Annotated in this window: 15 protein-coding genes; 5 read left to right on the top strand and 10 right to left on the bottom strand. The window is 68.6% G+C overall.

Annotated features, from left to right (window positions below; genetic code table 11):
- Window positions 1-2 precede the first annotated feature (2 nt).
- The 4 genes from ACT54X_RS16675 to ACT54X_RS16660 all read left to right on the top strand — a co-directional run bounded on the left by ACT54X_RS16675 (window position 3) and on the right by ACT54X_RS16660 (window position 3,757).
- Window positions 3-1,202, top strand: coding sequence for an acyl-CoA dehydrogenase family protein (locus tag ACT54X_RS16675; RefSeq protein WP_476347542.1), 1,200 nt, complete (start codon window positions 3-5; stop codon window positions 1,200-1,202).
- A gap of 197 nt (window positions 1,203-1,399) precedes the next feature.
- Entirely contained in the window at window positions 1,400-3,010 is a 1,611-nt protein-coding gene (locus ACT54X_RS16670; RefSeq protein ID WP_476347541.1) for an AMP-binding protein, read from the top strand.
- A 142-nt stretch (window positions 3,011-3,152) separates the two neighbouring features.
- A complete protein-coding gene (locus ACT54X_RS16665; protein WP_017760970.1) occupies window positions 3,153-3,443 on the top strand; it encodes a YlcI/YnfO family protein in 291 nt (96 codons plus the stop codon).
- Window positions 3,440-3,757, top strand: coding sequence for a type II toxin-antitoxin system RelE/ParE family toxin (locus ACT54X_RS16660; protein ID WP_294371221.1), 318 nt, complete (start codon window positions 3,440-3,442; stop codon window positions 3,755-3,757). The genes ACT54X_RS16665 and ACT54X_RS16660 overlap by 4 nt, the downstream gene beginning before the upstream one ends.
- Before the next feature lie 34 nt (window positions 3,758-3,791).
- Here the strand turns inward: ACT54X_RS16660 and ACT54X_RS16655 are convergent, their stop codons facing one another.
- From ACT54X_RS16655 to ACT54X_RS16615, 9 genes are all read right to left on the bottom strand, one after another.
- Entirely contained in the window at window positions 3,792-4,718 is a 927-nt protein-coding gene (locus ACT54X_RS16655) for a dihydrodipicolinate synthase family protein (protein WP_294371218.1), read from the bottom strand.
- A gap of 46 nt (window positions 4,719-4,764) precedes the next feature.
- Window positions 4,765-6,504 carry an IlvD/Edd family dehydratase gene (locus tag ACT54X_RS16650; protein WP_476347540.1) on the bottom strand — a complete coding sequence of 580 codons (1,740 nt, stop codon included), beginning with the start codon at window positions 6,502-6,504 and terminating at the stop codon, window positions 4,765-4,767.
- A gap of 45 nt (window positions 6,505-6,549) precedes the next feature.
- The gene (yjfF, locus tag ACT54X_RS16645) at window positions 6,550-7,581 is read right to left on the bottom strand and encodes a galactofuranose ABC transporter, permease protein YjfF (RefSeq protein ID WP_476347539.1); all 1,032 of its coding nucleotides are present in this window, start codon (window positions 7,579-7,581) and stop codon (window positions 6,550-6,552) included.
- Window positions 7,578-8,618, bottom strand: coding sequence for an ABC transporter permease (locus ACT54X_RS16640; protein ID WP_476347538.1), 1,041 nt, complete (start codon window positions 8,616-8,618; stop codon window positions 7,578-7,580). The genes yjfF and ACT54X_RS16640 overlap by 4 nt, the downstream gene beginning before the upstream one ends.
- 1 nt (window position 8,619) lies before the next feature.
- A complete protein-coding gene (locus ACT54X_RS16635; protein ID WP_476347537.1) occupies window positions 8,620-10,158 on the bottom strand; it encodes a sugar ABC transporter ATP-binding protein in 1,539 nt (512 codons plus the stop codon).
- A 4-nt stretch (window positions 10,159-10,162) separates the two neighbouring features.
- Window positions 10,163-11,374: a multiple monosaccharide ABC transporter permease gene (gene mmsB / locus ACT54X_RS16630; protein ID WP_294371197.1), complete on the bottom strand. Its 1,212-nt coding sequence runs from the start codon at window positions 11,372-11,374 to the stop codon at window positions 10,163-10,165.
- Complete coding sequence (gene mmsA, locus ACT54X_RS16625; protein WP_294371194.1) at window positions 11,371-12,936, bottom strand: multiple monosaccharide ABC transporter ATP-binding protein; 1,566 nt, start codon at window positions 12,934-12,936, stop codon at window positions 11,371-11,373. The genes mmsB and mmsA overlap by 4 nt, the downstream gene beginning before the upstream one ends.
- 84 nt (window positions 12,937-13,020) lie before the next feature.
- Window positions 13,021-14,091: a multiple monosaccharide ABC transporter substrate-binding protein gene (gene chvE / locus ACT54X_RS16620; RefSeq protein WP_294371192.1), complete on the bottom strand. Its 1,071-nt coding sequence runs from the start codon at window positions 14,089-14,091 to the stop codon at window positions 13,021-13,023.
- A 165-nt stretch (window positions 14,092-14,256) separates the two neighbouring features.
- A complete protein-coding gene (locus ACT54X_RS16615; RefSeq protein ID WP_294371186.1) occupies window positions 14,257-15,225 on the bottom strand; it encodes an ABC transporter substrate-binding protein in 969 nt (322 codons plus the stop codon).
- A gap of 191 nt (window positions 15,226-15,416) precedes the next feature.
- Here ACT54X_RS16615 and ACT54X_RS16610 point away from each other — a divergent pair, with 191 nt between their 5' ends.
- Complete coding sequence (locus ACT54X_RS16610) at window positions 15,417-16,379, top strand: LysR family transcriptional regulator (protein WP_114803636.1); 963 nt, start codon at window positions 15,417-15,419, stop codon at window positions 16,377-16,379.
- 90 nt (window positions 16,380-16,469) lie between these two features.
- Here ACT54X_RS16610 and ACT54X_RS16605 read toward each other — a convergent pair whose 3' ends face one another.
- The gene (locus ACT54X_RS16605) at window positions 16,470-17,264 is read right to left on the bottom strand and encodes an SDR family NAD(P)-dependent oxidoreductase (RefSeq protein ID WP_476347536.1); all 795 of its coding nucleotides are present in this window, start codon (window positions 17,262-17,264) and stop codon (window positions 16,470-16,472) included.
- Between the last annotated feature and the right edge of the window lie 35 nt (window positions 17,265-17,299).

The raw sequence follows: 17,299 nt of genomic DNA, 5'->3' as shown, positions 1-17,299 counted from the left end.
CGATGGACCTCCGCCTGAGCGACCAGGACCGTGCCTTCGAAGCCGAGGTGCGCGCCTTCATCGCCGCCGAACTGCCGCCGGACATCCGCGAGAAGGTGCGTCTGGACCGCACCCTCGCACGCGACGACTTCATGCGCTGGCAGCAGATCCTGGCCCGGCGGGGCTGGTTTACCGGGGCGTGGCCGGGGGCCCAGGGCGGCCTGGACTGGACGGCCCTGCACACGCTGATCTTCAACCGCGTGGCCGGTGAGATGCATTGCCCCGAGCTGCAGGTCTTCGGTCCGGCCATGGTGGGGCCGGTGATCTACACCTTCGGCACCGAGGCGCAGAAGGCCCGGCATCTGCCGGCGATTCGCGATTCCTCGGTGTGGTGGTGCCAGGGCTATTCGGAGCCCGGCGCGGGCTCGGACCTGGCGGCCCTCAAGACGCAGGCGGTCGACCGGGGCGATCACTTCCTCGTCAACGGCCAGAAGATCTGGACCTCGTACGCGCACTTCGCCGACTGGATGTTCTGCCTCGTGCGCACCACCACCGAAGGGCCGAAGCAGGCGGGCATCTCCTTCCTGCTGATCGACATGAAGACGCCGGGCGTGCAGGTGCAGCCGATCCGCATGATGGACGGCCGGCACTACCTGAATGCGGTGTTCTTCGACGACGTGCGCGTGCCGCGCGAGAACCTCATCGGCGAGGTCGACCGGGGCTGGACCTATGCCAAGTTCCTGCTCGCCCACGAGCGGGTGGAGAACGCGAACCTGCGCTTCATCACCCAGGAGCTCGCGCGCCTGCGCGAAGTGGCGGCCGAGGTGGGCAGCGGCGGCCGCCGGCTGATCGACGAGCCCGCCTTCGCGCGTGAACTTGCGCAGGTGGAGGCCCAGTTCAAGGCGCTGGAGATCGGGCTGCTGCGCCTGCTCTCCGATGCCCAGGCGGGCCAGGCGGCGGCGCCGGGCACCTCGTCCTTCATCAAGATCCGCGGCACCGAGATCGCCCAGCGCATCACCGAGCTGCGGGTGATGGCGAGCGGGCCGGACGCCCAGCGCTTCCAGCCCGACTGGCTGTTCGGCGACGGCGAAACGCCGCTGCTGGGGCCCGAGCATGCGCTGGGGCCGGTGGCAAGCTACCAGTTCTGCCGGGCCATGACCATCTACGGCGGCAGCACCGAAGTGCAGAAGAACATCATGGCCAAGCATGTGCTGGGCCTCTGAGATGAAACCACCCCGTTTGGACTTCCTCACTGCGTGTGGAAGCCCAATCCCCCTCCAGGGGCGCACCCGGCGGCCGGGCCAAGCCCGTTCCGCGGGTGCACTGGCATGGCCTGCTCCGCGGCCCTTCGATCAGAAAAGCGGCGCCGGCTTCATGCCTCGCGTGTGGCGCGACAGCGCTATGGAAAGCTGACACCATCATGAGCCCAACCCCCATCGACTATCCGCTCGGCGAGCAGCCGCTGCATGAATACCTGCGTGCCCACGCGCGCCACCAGCCCGACAAGGCGGCCATCGTCTGGTACGGGCGGGCGTTGAGCTATGCCGAGCTCGACCGCATGAGCGATGCCTTCGCGCAGACGCTGCACGACGTGGGCGTCGGGCCGGGCGACCGGGTGGCGCTCTTCCTGCAGAACTGTCCGCAGTACCTGATCGCCCATTTCGGCATCCAGAAGCTGGGCGCCATCGTCAGCCCCTGCAGCCCGATGTTCAAGGCCCACGAGTTCGCCTACCAGGTGGGCGACCTGGGCGCCAAGGCCATCGTGGCGGCCGACTATCTGCTGCCCATCGTGACGTCGGTGCGCGACCGGGTGGCGGTGCCGCATGTGTATGCAGTGCGCTATGCGGACCTGTTGCCGCCGGATCCGCCGGTGCAGGTGCCGCCGGAGCTGCTCGCCCGCCTGCCGCTGCCCGACGGCGTGGTCGACTTCGGCGAGGCCGTGGCCGACGCCCATCCACAGCCGCCGCGGCCTGTGCTCTCGATGGACGACGTGGCATTGATGACCTACACCTCGGGCACCACCGGCATGCCCAAGGGCGCGATGCTGAGCTACCGCAACGCGCTCTACAAGACGGCCGTGGGCGCGCAGATGTTCGGCATCCGCGCCGAGGACACGATGCTGGCGGTCGCGCCGGTCTATCACATCGCCGGCATGATCTGCGGCGTCACACTGCTGGCCTACACCGGCGCCACCATCGTGCTGCTCAACCGTATGGATCCGGTTGCGGTGCTGCAGAGCATCCAGCGCTTCCGCGTCACTTGGTGGTACGCCATGGCACCCATGCTCGAGGCCACGATGAAGGCGCCCGGCGCGGCCGAGTTCGACCTGTCGAGCCTGAAGACCACCATGGCCACCAGCTTCGGCATCAAGCTGACCCAGGAGCTGGCCGAACGCTGGAGCGCCTTCGCCAACGACTGCCTGGTGTACGAGGCGGGCTATGGCCTGTCGGAGACCCACACCAACGACGTGCTGATGCCCCGCGATGCGGTGCGCTGGGGCACCAACGGCGTGCCGGGCCCGGGCGTGGAGCTGCGCATCCTGGACGAGGCGGGCCAGCCGGTGCCGGTGGGCGAGAGCGGGCAGATCGTGGTGCGCAGCCAGGGCGTGTTCCATGGCTACTGGAACCGGCCCGAAGCCACGGCCGAGGTGCTCCAGGACGGCTGGGTGCACACCGGCGACATCGGCAGGCTGGACGCGCAGGGTTATCTCAGCTTCATCGGCCGTGTCAAGGAGATGATCAAGGTGTCGGGCTACAGCGTCTTCCCGGAAGAGGTGGAGTCGATCCTGATCCTGCATCCCCAGGTCGCGCAGGTGGCTGTCATCGGCGTGCCCGACGCCGACAAGGGCGAGGTGGTCAAGGCCTTCGTGGTGCCGTCGGCTGCTGCCGGCGACCCCTTCGACCGGGACGCGCTGCTGGCCTGGGCGCGCGAGAACATGTCCCACTACAAGGTGCCGCGCCAGCTGGAGCTGCTGGATGCGCTGCCCGCCACGGGCACGGGCAAGCTGCTGCGGCGCCTGCTGCGGGGCTGAGGCTGCCGGATGGGGCGCGGCTCAGCGCCCCCAAGCGATGCACCAGCGGATGCCTGTCGCTACGCCGTTCTGCCGAGGTCTGCTGCCATCGAATGGGCCGCGCGCACTTGCCGCTGCAACGCATTTGCAGCACAATTTTCGGATGAAGTCAGCCATCCTTCCGCAGGTGCGCGTCGATCCCGAACTTCGCGCCGACCTGGAATCCATGCTTCGCGAGGGCGAGTCCCTGTCCGGCTTCATCGAAGACAGCGTCCGCAGTGCCGTGGCATACCGGCGCGCCCAGGCGGAGTTCTACGCGCGGGGGGAGGCGGCCTGGCAGGCGTATTCGCGCACGGGTGTGGCGCATCCTGCCGATGAGGTCATCGGCGAGATGCGTCAGCGTCTGGAAAGCAAGCGCAAGGAGTTGGGGGCTGGCCGAGCCAAAGCGCGATGACCTTTGCCGTGGTGTTTGCGCCGCAGGCCCGCGCGGACTTGCTGAGACTCTTCGAATACCTGATCGATCGGGCTGAGACGGCGGCGGACCTCGATCTGGCAGAGCGCGCCATCGCGGCGGTCGAATCGGCTGCGCAACTGCACCTGTCCCGGACGCCCTTCATCTACCGCAAGGCGGCCCAAGGCGGGGGGCTGCGTCGCGAGCTGATCGTTCCCTTTGGGGCCAGTGGCTATGTGCTTCTCTACGAAATCGCTGATGCCACCACGGTCGTGATCCTGGCCGTGCGGCATCAGCTGGAGCAGGACTACCACTAGCCTCGGTGGTCCGGCGCCTTTCACGCCCGAACCCTCACCGCCCCCAGCGCAGCACCAGCGGATCGAGCCGTCGCGCGATGTCGATCAGCTCGCGGCGCGTGGCCGGGTGCATGGGCGGCAGGGGGTGTCGGGGCGCCTCGCAGGTGATCACGCCGCCTTCCTTCATCAGTGCCTTGGCGGCCAGCATGCCGGCCTGGCGGTTCTCGTGGTTGATCAGGGGCAGCCAGCGCTGATAGAGCGCGAAGGCGCCGTCCATGTCCCCGCGGCGATGCGCCTCCAGGATGGGGCGGATGCCGTCCGGGAAGCCGCCGCCGGTCATGGCGCCGGTGGCGCCGGCATGCAGGTCGGCCAGCAGCGTGATGGCCTCTTCGCCGTCCCAGGGGCCTTCGATGGCATCGCCACCCAGCTGGATCAGCTCGCGCAGCTTGTTGGCGGCGCCGGCGGTCTCCATTTTGAAGTACGACACATGGTCGATCTCGCGCGCCATGCGGGCCAGGAAGGTCGGGCTCAGCACCGTGCCGCTGGCCGGCGCGTCCTGGACCATGATGGGGATGTCGATGGCGTCCGACACCTGCTGGTAGAAGGCCTGGATCTGCGCCTCGGGCACGCGGAAGGTGGCGCCGTGGTAGGGCGGCATCACCATCACCATGGCGGCGCCCATGTCCTGCGCGCGACGGCTGCGCTCGGCGCAGATGCGCGTGGCGTAGTGCGAGGTGGTGACGATCACCGGCACGCGGCCGGCCACATGCTCCAGGGCCGTGCGGGTGAGCACCTCGCGCTCCTGGTCCGACAGCGAGAACTGCTCCGAGAAGTTGGCGAGGATGGCCAGACCATCCACGCCGGCGTCGATCATGAAGTCGAGCGCGCGCTTCTGGCTGGGCAGGTCGAGCTCGCCGCTCTCGGTGAAGGTGGTGGGCACCACCGGGAAGATGCCGCGGTACGGGGTGGCGGGATGGGCCATGGGGCGGTCTGTGCGTCTTGGCGTGTGGAAAAAGGACAGGGCGGGCTCAGTGCGAATGGCGCGGCACGGCCGCACCGCGGCAGCCCACCAGGAAGTCCAGATCGCAGCCCTCGTCGGCCTGCAGCACATGCTCCACATAGAGCTTGCGGTAGCCGCCGCCGGGGGGCGTCAGGCTTTTCTGCACGTCGGCCATGCGGCTCGCGTATTCCTCGTCGGAGATGTCCAGGTGCAGCCGGCCGGCGTCGCTGTCCAGCTCGATCCAGTCGCCATCGCGCACCATGGCCAGGGGCCCACCGGCCGCGGCCTCGGGGGCCACGTGCAGCACCACGGTGCCGTAGGCAGTGCCGCTCATGCGGGCATCCGAGATGCGCACCATGTCCTTGATGCCCTGGCGCAGCAGCTTCGGGGGCAGGCCCATGTTGCCCACCTCGGCCATGCCGGGATAGCCGCGCGGGCCGCAGTTCTTGAGCACCAGCACGGAGTCGGCGTCGACGTCGAGGTCTTCGTCGACGATGCGCTCCTTGTAGTGCTCCAGGTTCTCGAACACCACGGCGCGGCCACGGTGCTTGAGCAGGGCCGGCGTGGCGGCCGAGGGCTTGAGCACCGCGCCGCGGGGTGACAGGTTGCCGCGCAGGATGCGGATGCTGCCGTCGCCGATCAGCGGCTTGTCCAGCGGGCGGATGACTTCGGGGTCGTGGATGGCCGCCTCGCGCACGTTGTCCCACAGGCTGTGGCCGTTCACCGTCAGGGCCTCGGGATGCGGCAGCAGTCCGGCCTCGCCCATGCGGCGCAGCACGCCGGGCAGCCCACCCGCGTAATAGAACTCCTCCATCAGGAAGCGGCCCGAGGGCATCAGGTCCACCAGCGTGGGCATGCCCTGGCCGACCCGCGTCCAGTCCTCCAGCTCCAGGTCCACGCCGATGCGCCCGGCGATGGCCTTGAGGTGGATCACCGCGTTGGTCGAGCCGCCGATGGCCGCGTTGGTGCGGATGGCGTTCTCGAAGGCCTGGCGGGTGAGGATCTTCGACAGCGTGAGGTCGTCCTTGGCCATCTGCACGATGCGCTGGCCCGACAGGTGCGCCAGCACGTAGCGCCGCGCGTCCACCGCCGGAATGGCCGCGTTGTGCGGCAGCGTGACGCCCAGCGACTCGGCCATGCAGGCCATGGTAGAGGCGGTGCCCATGGTGTTGCAGGTGCCCGCCGAGCGCGACATGCCGGCTTCGGCCGAGAGGAACTTGTGCAGGTCGATCTCGCCCGCCTTGAGCGACTCGTGCAGCTGCCACACCGAGGTGCCGGAGCCGATGTTCTTGCCGTCGAGCTTGCCGTTGAGCATGGGCCCGCCCGAGACCACGATGGCCGGCACGTCGCAGCTGGCCGCGCCCATCAGCAGCGCGGGCGTGGTCTTGTCGCAGCCGGCCAGCAGCACCACCGCATCGATGGGGTTGCCGCGGATCGCCTCTTCCACGTCCATGGCCGCCAGGTTGCGCGTGAGCATGGCGGTGGGCCGCAGGTTGGACTCGCCGTTGGAGAACACCGGAAACTCCACCGGAAAGCCGCCCGCCTCGTACACGCCGCGCCGCACATGCTCGGCGATCTTGCGGAAGTGCGCGTTGCAGGGCGTCAGCTCCGACCAGGTGTTGCAGATGCCGATCACCGGCCGGCCGTCGAACTCGTGGTCGGGGAAGCCCTGGTTCTTCATCCAGCTGCGGTACATGAAGCCGTTCTTGTCGTTGTGGCCGAACCACTCGGTGGAGCGCAGCTTCTTCTTGGGGGTTGAGTCGGACATGGTGGCTTTCAGAAGGACGGAGGCGACGTTCGAAGAGGAGGGGATTCAGCGGCGGCCGACACGCAGCGACACCACGCGCTGCAGCAGGCAGAAGGCAAAGAGCAGCAGGCCGACGACGATGCGCGTCCACCATGAACTCAGGGTGCCGTCGAAGGCGATGAGGGTCTGGATCACGCCCAGCATCAGCACGCCGAACAGCGTGCCGGCCACGTAGCCCACGCCGCCGCTGAGCAGCGTGCCGCCGATCACCACAGCGGCGATGGCGTCCAGCTCCAGCCCCACGGCATGCAGGCCGTAGCCCGAGAGCATGTAGAAGGTAAAGAGCACGCCGGCCAGCGCCGAGCACAGGCCCGACAGGGCATACACGCCCACCAGCGTTCGGCGCACCGGCAGCCCCATGAGGTGGGCCGAATGCTCGTTGCCGCCGATGGCGTACACCGTGCGGCCGAAGGGCGTGCAGTGAGCCACGTACATGGCGAGCAGCAGCACCGCCACGCCGATCACGGCGCCCAGCGACAGCGAGGTCTCGGCGAAGAAGGGCACACGCAGCTGCGCCAGCTCGGTATAGGCCTCGCTGGTGATGCTGATCGAGTCGATGCTGATCAGGTAGCACAGCCCGCGCGCCAGGAACATGCCGGCCAGCGTGACGATGAAGGGCTGCAGCCGGAATCGCTCGATCAACAGGCCCATGAAGCCGCCGAAGGCGGTGCCCATCACCAGCACCACGGCGATGGCGGGGGCGGGGCTCCAGCCGTGCTGCTCCACCAGCGTGGCCAGCACCATGGTCGAGAAGGCGATGACCGAGCCCACCGACAGGTCGATGCCGCCGGTGAGGATGACGAAGGTCATGCCCACCGCCACCACCAGCAGGAAGCTGTTGTCGATCAGCAGGTTCAAAAAGACCTGCAGCGAGAAGAAGCCGTCGTAGCGCAGCGAGCCGGCCAGCACCACGGCCGCGAAGAGCGAGATGGTGGCGGTCAGGGGCAGGTACTTGGGGTCGAGCCGGCGGCGTGGTCGTGCCGGCGCCGTGGGGCTTGCCTTGTCGGCGGCGCGGGCGTTGGGCAACACGGCGCTCATCGCAGCTGCTCCCGCGGCGCCGGCCGCACCGCCAGGGTGCGCAACATGGCGCGGAATTCAGCGGACTGCAGCAGCATCACGACGAACACCACGGCCGCCTTGACCACCAGGTTGACCTCGGGCGGCACGCCCAGCGAGTAGATGGCATAGGTCAGCGTCTGGATGATGAGCGCGCCGATGGCGCTGCCCACCAGGCTGAAGCGCCCGCCGGTGAGCAGCGTGCCGCCCAGCGTCACGGCCAGGATGGCGTCCAGCTCCATCAACTGGCCGGCGTTGTTGCCGTCCGCGCTCTTGACGTTGGAGCTGATCAGCAGCCCCGCGATGCCGGCGCACAGCCCGCACACCGCATAGCAGCCGATGATCAGCCGGCGTGCCTTCACGCCCGCCACCCGCGCCGCCGTCGGGTTGATGCCCACGGCCTGGATGAACAGGCCCAGCGCCGTGCGGGTGCAGGCCAGGCCCAGCAGCGCCAGCACCGCCGCCGGCACGTAGACAGAGAAGGGCAGGCCGAAGAGGTAGCCGCCGCCGATGAAGAAGAAGGGCTTGTAATAGATGGTCAGGATCTGACCGTCGGTGATCAGCTGCGCCAGGCCGCGGCCGGCCACCATCAGGATCAGCGTCGCGATGATGGGCTGCATGCCGATGGCGCCCACCAGCAGGCCGTTCCACAGCCCGCACAGCAGGGCCACGCCCAGGGCGCCGGCCACCGCCAGCGGCAGGCCGAAGCGCGCGCTCTGGCCGTCGACCGCGCCGCCGATGAGCCAGGCAGCCACGGCCGCGCAGATGGCCACCACCGCGCCCACCGAGATGTCGATGCCCCGCGTGGCGATCACCAGCGTCATGCCCAGCGACACCACCACCAGCGGCGCCGCGCGGTTGAGGATGTCGACCAGGCTGCCGTAGAGGTGGCCGTCGCGCCATTCCAGGTGCAGGAAGCCCGGGTTGAAGCCGGCGTTGACGGCCAGCAGCAGTGCCAGCGTGAGCAGCGGCCAGGCAAGGCGGTGCTGCATCAGTCGTGAGAGGAGGGAAGGAGGCATGTCAGTGCGCCGGCTCCGCGGCGATGAGTTCGTACACGTCGTCCTCGCTGCTGCCGGCGGGCAGCTCGCCCACCTTCGCACGGTCGCGCAGCACGACGATGCGGTGGGCCACGCGCACCACCTCGCTGATCTCGGAAGAGATGAACAGCACCGCCATGCCCGCCTTCGCGAGCTGGAGGATCTGTTCCATGATTTCCTGCTTGGCGGCCACGTCGATGCCGCGGGTGGGCTCGTCCAGGATCAAGAGGCGCGGCGCCGTGGCCAGCCAGCGGGCGATGACCGCCTTCTGCTGGTTGCCGCCCGAGAGCAGGCCGATGGGTGTGTCGATGCTGGCCGTCTTGATGCCCAGCGCCGCGACGTAATGCTCGGCCATGCGCACCTGCTCGGCATGGGGAATGAAATGCAGCGCGCCGCGCCGGGCCTGCAGGGCCAGGGCAATGTTCTCGCGCAACGACAGCTCGGCGACGATGCCGTCGGTCTTGCGCTCCTCGGGGCACAGCGCCAGGCCGGCGGCGATGGCTTGGGTCGGGCTGCCGAAGCGCCGGGCCTGGCCGTCGATCCACAGCGTGCCGCTGTCCGCCGGCTCCAGGCCGAAGAGCAGGCGGGCCAGCTCCGTTCGGCCCGCGCCCAGCAGGCCGGCCAGGCCGACCACCTCGCCCGCGCGCACCTGCAGGTCGATGGGATGCAGCTGGGTCTTCTGGCCCAGGCCCTCGGCCTTGAGCAGCGGCGTCTCGCCGACGGCGGCCGGCGGCAGGGCGGCAGACTGGCCCTGCGCGGCGGCCAGCTCGCGGCCCACCATGGCCGAGATCAGCGCCGGTGCCGGCAACTCGGCCGTCGGCCATTCGCCCACGAAGCGGCCGTTGCGCAGCACGGTGATGCGATCCGAGACGGCGTACACCTGGTTCATGAAGTGGGTGACGAAGACGATGGCAAGGCCTTCGTCCCTCAGCCGACGCATCACCTCGAAGAGCTTGCGCACCTCGTCGTCGTCCAGGCTGGAGGTGGGCTCGTCCAGGATCAGCACCCGCGCATCCACGCCCAGCGCGCGGGCGATGGAGACCAGCTGCTGCACCGCCACCGGATAGCTGGCCAGCAGCCGCGTGACGTCGATGTCCAGGCCCACGCGCGCCAGCAGCGTGCGCGCGCCCTCGTTGACCGCGGCCCAGTCGATGCGCCGGCCCTGCAGCAGGCCGCGGCGCGGGTAGCGGCCGGCGAACACGTTCTCGGCGACGGAGAGGTTCGGGCAGAGGTTCACTTCCTGGTAGACGGTGCTGATGCCCAGTGCCTGCGCCTGCGCGGGCGAGGTCGGCACGATGGGCGCACCCGCCAGCACCATGCGTCCTTCGTTGGCCGGGAAGACGCCCGTGAGCACCTTGATCAGCGTGGACTTGCCCGCGCCATTCTGGCCCATCAGCGCATGGATCTCGCCGGGGTACAGGCGCAGTTGCACGTCCTGCAGCACGGGCACGCTGCCGAAGCGCTTGCCGATGCCGGTGAGTTCGAGCACCGGGGCCGTGGAGGCAGAGGGGACAGCAGCCATGGCTTCAGCGGTTCTTGTGCCAGACGTCGATGAACACCGCGGCCAGCAGCACCAGCCCCTTGATCACCTGCTGGTAGTCGATGCCGATGCCCATGATCGACATGCCGTTGTTCATCACGCCCATGACGAAGGCGCCGATCACCGCGCCCGTGACCTTGCCCACGCCGCCCGAAGCCGAGGCGCCGCCGATGAAGCAGGCCGCGATCACGTCCAGCTCGAAGCCCAACCCCGCCTTGGGCGTGGCCGTGTTGAGCCTCGCCGCGAACACCAGCCCGGCCAGCGCCGCCAGCACACCCATGTTGACGAAGGCATAGAAGCTCAGCCGCCGGGTGTCGATGCCCGACAGCCGCGCCGCCTTCTCGTTGCCGCCCAGCGCATAGACGCGCCGGCCCAGCACCGTGCGGCGGGTGACGAAGTCGAACAGCACGATCAGCACCGCCATTACCACCAGCACGTTGGGCAGGCCGCGGTAGGAGGCCATCATCCAGGCGAAGCCGATCAGCAGGCCCGCGAAGATCAGCGTCTTGGCGGCGAAGAAGCCGGCCGGCTCGCCGCCGATGCCGTGCGCCTGCTGGCGCTGCCGCGCCCGCCAGCCGGCGATGGCGAAGGACGCCGCCATGGCCACGCCCAGCAGCAGCGAGGTCAGCCGCAGCCCCTGGTTGCCGAAGGCGTCGGGGATGAAGCCGGAGCTCAGCCGCTGAAACGTGTCGGGAAAGGGCCCCACCGACTGGCCCTGCAGCAGCGCCAGCGCCAGGCCCTTGAACACCAGCATGCCGGCCAGCGTGACGATGAAGGAGGGAATGCGCGCATAGGCCACGAACCAGCCCTGCGCGGCGCCGATCAGCGCGCCGCCCACCAGGCAGGCCAGCGCCGCGGGGATCACCGGCCAGTCGTGGTTGACCATCAGCACCGCCGCCAGCGCGCCGATGAAGCCGCTGACCGAGCCGACCGACAGGTCGATGTGCCCGGCCACGATCACCAGCAGCATGCCCAGCGCCATGATGACGATGTAGCTGTTCTGCAGCACCAGGTTGGTGAGGTTGAGCGGCTGCATCAGCGTGCCGTCGGTCAGCACCTGGAACAGCACCATGATCGCGACCAGGCACACCAGCATGCCGTACTCGCGGAAGTTGTGGCGCAGGAAGGCGGCGGTGGAAGGTGCCGGCGCGGCCGCGGATGCGGCGGCGCGGGGCAGGGATGCGGCGTTGTCGGTCATGCAAGGGCTTCCGTCTTGACCGCCGGCCCGCGCGCGGTGCCATGGCCGCGCACGATGGCGCCCATGATCCGCTCCTGCGTGGCCTCGGCCGTGGGCATCTCGGCGACGAAGCGGCCTTCGTTCATCACGTAGATGCGGTCGGTGATGCCCAGCAGCTCGGGCATCTCGGAGGAAATGACGATCACGCAGCGGCCCTGGGCGGCCAGCTCGGCGATGAGCGTGTAGATCTCGTACTTGGCGCCGACGTCGATGCCGCGCGTGGGCTCGTCGAGGATCAGCACCCTGGGCTCGGTGAAGAGCCACTTGCCCAGCACCACCTTCTGCTGGTTGCCACCCGACAGGTTGAGCGTCTTCTGCAGCACGTCGGGCGTGCGGATGCGCAGGGCGCGGCGAAAGCGCTCGGCCACGGCCGTGTCCTGAAGCGGGTCGATCACGCCGGCACGGGAGACACCCTTCAGGTGGGCCAGCGAGGTGTTGAAGCGGATGCTCTCGTCCAGCACCAGGCCAGCGCCCTTGCGGTCCTCGGTCACGTAGGCCAGGCCCTGGGCGATGGCCTTGCCGACGGTGCTCACGTCCACCTCGCGGCCGTCGATGCGTGCGGTGCCTGCGACGCGCTGGCCCCAGCTGCGGCCGAACACGCTCATGGCGAACTCGGTGCGGCCGGCGCCCATCAGGCCGGCGATGCCCACCACCTCGCCGCGGCGTACGTGCAGGTTCAGGTCCTGCAGGAAAGGGCGATCGGGCCGCTGCGGATGGTGCGCATGCCAGTCCCGCACCTCGAAGCCCACGTCGCCGATGTTCGGTGTGCGCGGCGGGTAGCGGTCGGCCATGGCGCGGCCGACCATGGCGCGGATCACCTCGTTCTCGTCCACCGGTGCGGCGCTGCAGTCGAGGGTCTGCACGCTGCTGCCGTCGCGCAGCACCGTGACGGCGTCGGCCACGCGGGCGATCTCGTTGAGCTTGTGCGAGATCAGGATGCAGGTGATGCCCTGCACGCGCAGCTCCATCAGCAGGTCCAGCAGGGCGGCGCTGTCGTTCTCGTTGAGGCTGGCGGTGGGCTCGTCCAGGATCAGCAGGCGCACCTGCTTGGCCAACGCCTTGGCGATCTCCACCAGTTGCTGCTGGCCGATGCCCAGCTCGCCCACCGGCGTTTCGGGCGACATCTTCAGGCCCACCTTGGCCAGCAGCTCGCGGGTTCGCCGGTGCGCCTCGGTCCAATCGATGACGCCGCCGCGGGCCACCTCGTTACCCAGGAACAGGTTCTCCGCGATGGAGAGCATGGGTACCAGCGCCAGCTCCTGGTGGATGATGATGATGCCGGCGCGCTCGCTGTCGTGGATGCCGCCGAAGCGCTGCACCTGGCCGTCGTAGACGATGTCGCCCTCGTACTCGCCGTGCGGATAGACGCCGCTCAGCACCTTCATCAGCGTGGACTTGCCGGCGCCGTTCTCGCCCACCAGAGCATGGATCTGCCCGGCTTGCACACCCAGCTCCACCCGGTCCAGGGCCACGACCCCGGGAAAGGTCTTGCGGATGTGGCGCATCTCCAGAAGAAGACTCATGGCAGTGGGGCTCCCTCTCCCACAAGGGGAGAAGGGCTTCGGCGGGCGCTTGCGGTGACGCGGTTCATGAGCGCCGGCTGAGCCTTACTTGAACTGCGCGGCCTTGTAGTAGCCGCTGCCCACGAGCACCTGTTCCCAGTTGCTCTTGTCCACGCTCACGGGCTTGAGCAGGTACGACGGCACCACCTTGACGCCGTTGTTGTAGGTCTTGGTGTCGTTGACCTGGGGCTGCTTGCCCGAGACCACGGCGTCGACCATGTCGGCCGTGACCTTGGCCAGCTCGCGCGTGTCCTTGAACACGGTAGAGGACTGCTCGCCGCGCAGGATCGACTTGACCGAGGGCACCTCCGCGTCCTGCCCGCTCACCACGGGGCAGGGCTGCTGCGCGGTGCAGTAGCCCACGCCCTTGAGCGAGGAGAGGATGCCGATGGACAGCCCGTCATAGGGCGAGAGTACGGCGTCGACGCGGGCGTTGCCGTAGAAGGCCGACAGCAGGTTGTCCATGCGGGCCTGCGCCACCGCGCCGTCCCAGCGCAGCGTCCCCACCTTGTCCATGCCCATCTGCTTGCTACGCACCACCAGCTTGCCACTGTCGATGTAGGGCTTGAGCACGCTCATCGCCCCGTCGTAGAAGAAGAAGGCGTTGTTGTCGTCGGGCGAGCCGCCGAACAGCTCGATGTTGAAGGGGCCCTTGCCCTGCTTGAGGCCGAGCTTGTCGACGATGGAATTGGCCTGCAGCACGCCGACCTGGAAGTTGTCGAAGGTGGCGTAGTAGTCGACGTTCTTGCTGTTGCGGATCAACCGGTCGTAGGCGATGACCTTGATGCCCCGGTCGGCCGCGTTCTGCAGCGCCTTGCCGAGCGTGGTGCCGTCGATGGAGGCGATCACCAGCACCTTGGCGCCGCGGGTGATCATGTTCTCGATCTGCGCCAGCTGGTTGGGGATGTCGTCCTCGGCGTACTGCAGGTCGGTCTTGTAGCCCCGGTCCTTCAGCACCTTGACCATGTTGTCGCCATCGGCGATCCATCGTGCCGAGGACTTGGTGGGCATGGCGATGCCGACCAGGCCCTTGTCCTGGGCGTGCGCGGCCAGCGGGCCGAAGGCCGTCAGCGCAGCCGCTGCGGCAAGAAGGTGACGGATGAAGACGCGGCGCATGGGTTGTCTCTCTGAGTGGTGTTGTTCGAACTGGACAGCGTGAGGGGCCGGGGCGCTCGCAGCGCCTGCCAGGGCACCCGCGGATCTGGCTCCGCCAGGCCGCTGGGTGCGCCCCCTTCCCGCGAAGCGAGAGAAGGGGGAGCCGCGAAGCGGCATGGGGGTTGTTCAGTACTTCCGCTTTGGAAACTCGGCAGCGGCGGTTTCCATCGGGAAGATGCCTTCCTCCGTCACGATGCGCTTGGCCACCGGCTTGCCGGCCACGATGTCCTTCACCGCCGTCATCAGCTGCGGCCCCAGCAGCGGTGAGCATTCGACGGACACGTTGAGCTTGCCGGCCATCATGGCCTCGAAGGCGCCCTTGACGGCGTCGATGGAGATGATGGTGATGTCCTTGGCCGGCTTCAGGCCCGCTTCCTCGATGGCCTGGATGGCGCCGATGGCCATGTCGTCGTTGTGCGCGTAGAGCACGTTGATGCCGTTCTTGCCCTCGGCTTTCAGGAAGGCTTCCATCACCTCCTTGCCCTTGGCGCGGGTGAAGTCGCCGGTCTGCGAGCGCACGATCTTGAACTTGGGATCGGCCTTGATGATTTCCTCGAAGCCCTTCTTGCGGTCGATGGCCGGGGCCGAGCCCACGGTGCCCTGCAGTTCGACGATGCGCACCTCGCCCTTCTGGTCCTTCATCTTGTCCACCAGCCAGCGGCCGGCCTTGCGGCCTTCCTCGACGAAGTCGGAGCCCATGAAGGTGACGTAGAGCGAGGTGTCCTTGGTGTTGACGGCGCGGTCCGTCAGCACCACCGGGATCTTGGCGGCCTTGGCCTCGCGCAGCACGTTGTCCCAGCCGGTCTCGACCACCGGCGAGAAGGCGATCACGTCCACCTTCTGTGCGATGAAGGCGCGGATGGCCTTGATCTGGTTTTCCTGCTTCTGCTGCGCGTCGGAGAACTTGAGCTCGATGCCTGCGTCCTTGGCGGCCGACTTGATCGATTCCGTATTGGCGGTGCGCCATTCGCTTTCGGCGCCCACCTGGCTGAAGCCGAGCACGATCTTCTTCTGCGCCCAGGCGGCACTGGGCAGCGCCATGGCGAGGGGCAGGCCGGCGGCCAGGGCGACGAGCTGACGACGAGAGGGGCGCATGGGTTGTCTCCTGATGAAGGAATCGATGGTGTTGTGGGCGCCGTGCGGCGCACCCGCACCGCATCGAACGTGAGGGCAGTGTATGAAGCAAAAAAATATCCATCCAATGGTTTTTTGAAGAGAATGGATATCAATAGGAGCATTCGCACAAACCCTCGCCGCCCGTTGGCGACACCACCATTCCTTCCTTGATGACCAGCCCCTCGACATCCAACCCGCACTGGTTCCTGCGCGCCCGCCTCAAGACGCGGCAACTGCTGCTGCTCACGGCGCTGGCCGACGAGGGCAACATCCACGCCGCCGCCCGCGCGCTCAACATCACGCAGCCCGCGGCCAGCAAGCTGCTCAAGGACCTGGAGGACGTGCTGGAGGTGCCGCTGTTCGAGCGCCTGCCGCGAGGCATGCGGCCCACCTGGTACGGCGAGACCATGATCCGCCATGCCCGCCAGGCGCTGGCGAGCCTCAACCAGGCGCACGAGGAGCTGATGTCGCTCAAGGCCGGCCGCTACGGCCAGGTGGGCGTGGGCGCGATCACCTCACCCGGCCTCGCGCTGCTGCCGCAGGCGGTGGCGGCCGTGAAGCGCGAGCAGCCCAGTCTGCGCGTGGTGCTGGAGATCGAGACCAGCCCGGTGCTGGTCGACTACCTGCGCCAGGGCCGGCTGGACATCCTCGTGGCGCGCATCTTTGCCGACGACGACAAGTCGAACCTGCGCTACGAACCGCTGACGGGCGAGCCCGTGTGCGCGGTGGCGCGGCCCGGGCATCCGCTGTCGAGCGCAGCCGGGCTGACGCTGGGCGACGTGGCCACGCGGCCCTGGATCGTGCCGCCCGCAGGCAGCGTGCTGCGGCACCGTTTCGACCTGATGTTCCAGGAGGCCGGCCTGGCGCCGCCCTTCGACGTGGTGGAGACGGCGGCGTTGCTCTTCATCACCCGCATGCTGCAGCAGAGCGACATGCTGTGCGTCATGGCCACCGAGGTGGCGCGCTACTACGCGGGGCACGGCATCCTGAGCATCCTGCCGCTGGACATGCCCTGCCACATGGACGACTTCGGCCTCATCACCCGCACCGACCGGCAGCTGTCGCCCGGCGCCACGCTGCTGATGCAGGCGCTGCGCACCGCCTGCAGGCCCGTCTACGGCCTCAGTCCCTGACCCCGCCTTGCTCCTCTCCCCGCTGGGGAGAGGCAGGGTGAGGGGCCGCGGGCGCCCGATTCGCCACGCCGCTGGCGTTGCCGCCGATCTTCAAACCCACCCCGCATCCACCGTGAACTCCTGCGCCGTGCACATGCGCCCCGCATCGCTGGCCAGGAAGGCCACCATGTGCGCGATGTCCTGCGGCGCCAGACGGTCGGGCAGGCACTGGTTGCGGGCGAGCTCCTTCTCGCCCTCGGCATCCAGCCAGAGCGCGATCTGCCGCTCGGTCATCACCCAGCCCGGCGAGACCGTGTTGATGCGGATGCGGTCCTGCCCCAGCGTGCGGGCCAGCCCGCGTGTCAGCCCGTTCACCGACGACTTGGCGATGGCATAGCAGGGATAGCCGCTGCCCTTGCCCTGCCAGCCGGTCGAGCCCAGGTTGACCACCGATCCGCCGCCCAGCCGGCGCATGCCGGGCACCACGGACTGGATCGCGAAGAAGGCCGGCCGCTCGTTGATGGCCATGCGCTCGTCGTAGTACTGCGGCGTCACCGATTCGAGCGTGTGCCGGTCGTCGCTCGCCACGTTGTTGACCAGCACATGGAAGTCGCCCAGTGCCGTGGCCGCGTCGGCGATGGCGGCCTGCAGCGCGGGCACGTCGCGCACGTCGCAGCGCCGCCACCAGGGCGCCGGCAGGCCATCGGCCGCCAGCGATTCCGCCAGCGTCCGGCTGGGCGCCTCGGCGATGTCGATGAAGGCGACCTGCATGCCCTGGCGGGCCAGCTCGCCCACGATGGCGGCGCCGATGCCGCTGCCGCCCCCGGTGACGAAGGCGCGGCGGCCCTGAAGGCCCGGGTAGCGGGCCAAACCGGCGCCAGCGGTGTTCGAAGATGGGATATTCATTTGTGTATCGAATGAGGCAAAGAAATCATGCAATG

The sequence above is a fragment of the Pseudacidovorax sp. DMC4 genome (genome assembly GCF_056314265.1).
This window is presented reverse-complemented; position numbering and strand designations above follow the sequence as displayed.

Excerpts from the sequence above, each read along its gene's own strand:
- ACT54X_RS16675 (WP_476347542.1), top strand. The coding sequence starts at position 3 with ATGGACCTCCGCCTGAGCGACCAGGACCGTGCCTTCGAAGCCGAGGTG.
- ACT54X_RS16670 (WP_476347541.1), top strand. The coding sequence starts at position 1,400 with ATGAGCCCAACCCCCATCGACTATCCGCTCGGCGAGCAGCCGCTGCAT.
- ACT54X_RS16665 (WP_017760970.1), top strand. The coding sequence starts at position 3,153 with ATGAAGTCAGCCATCCTTCCGCAGGTGCGCGTCGATCCCGAACTTCGC.
- ACT54X_RS16660 (WP_294371221.1), top strand. The coding sequence starts at position 3,440 with ATGACCTTTGCCGTGGTGTTTGCGCCGCAGGCCCGCGCGGACTTGCTG.
- ACT54X_RS16655 (WP_294371218.1), bottom strand. The coding sequence starts at position 4,718 with ATGGCCCATCCCGCCACCCCGTACCGCGGCATCTTCCCGGTGGTGCCC.
- ACT54X_RS16650 (WP_476347540.1), bottom strand. The coding sequence starts at position 6,504 with ATGTCCGACTCAACCCCCAAGAAGAAGCTGCGCTCCACCGAGTGGTTC.
- yjfF (WP_476347539.1), bottom strand. The coding sequence starts at position 7,581 with ATGAGCGCCGTGTTGCCCAACGCCCGCGCCGCCGACAAGGCAAGCCCC.
- ACT54X_RS16640 (WP_476347538.1), bottom strand. The coding sequence starts at position 8,618 with ATGCCTCCTTCCCTCCTCTCACGACTGATGCAGCACCGCCTTGCCTGG.
- ACT54X_RS16635 (WP_476347537.1), bottom strand. The coding sequence starts at position 10,158 with ATGGCTGCTGTCCCCTCTGCCTCCACGGCCCCGGTGCTCGAACTCACC.
- mmsB (WP_294371197.1), bottom strand. The coding sequence starts at position 11,374 with ATGACCGACAACGCCGCATCCCTGCCCCGCGCCGCCGCATCCGCGGCC.
- mmsA (WP_294371194.1), bottom strand. The coding sequence starts at position 12,936 with ATGAGTCTTCTTCTGGAGATGCGCCACATCCGCAAGACCTTTCCCGGG.
- chvE (WP_294371192.1), bottom strand. The coding sequence starts at position 14,091 with ATGCGCCGCGTCTTCATCCGTCACCTTCTTGCCGCAGCGGCTGCGCTG.
- ACT54X_RS16615 (WP_294371186.1), bottom strand. The coding sequence starts at position 15,225 with ATGCGCCCCTCTCGTCGTCAGCTCGTCGCCCTGGCCGCCGGCCTGCCC.
- ACT54X_RS16610 (WP_114803636.1), top strand. The coding sequence starts at position 15,417 with ATGACCAGCCCCTCGACATCCAACCCGCACTGGTTCCTGCGCGCCCGC.
- ACT54X_RS16605 (WP_476347536.1), bottom strand. The coding sequence starts at position 17,264 with ATGAATATCCCATCTTCGAACACCGCTGGCGCCGGTTTGGCCCGCTAC.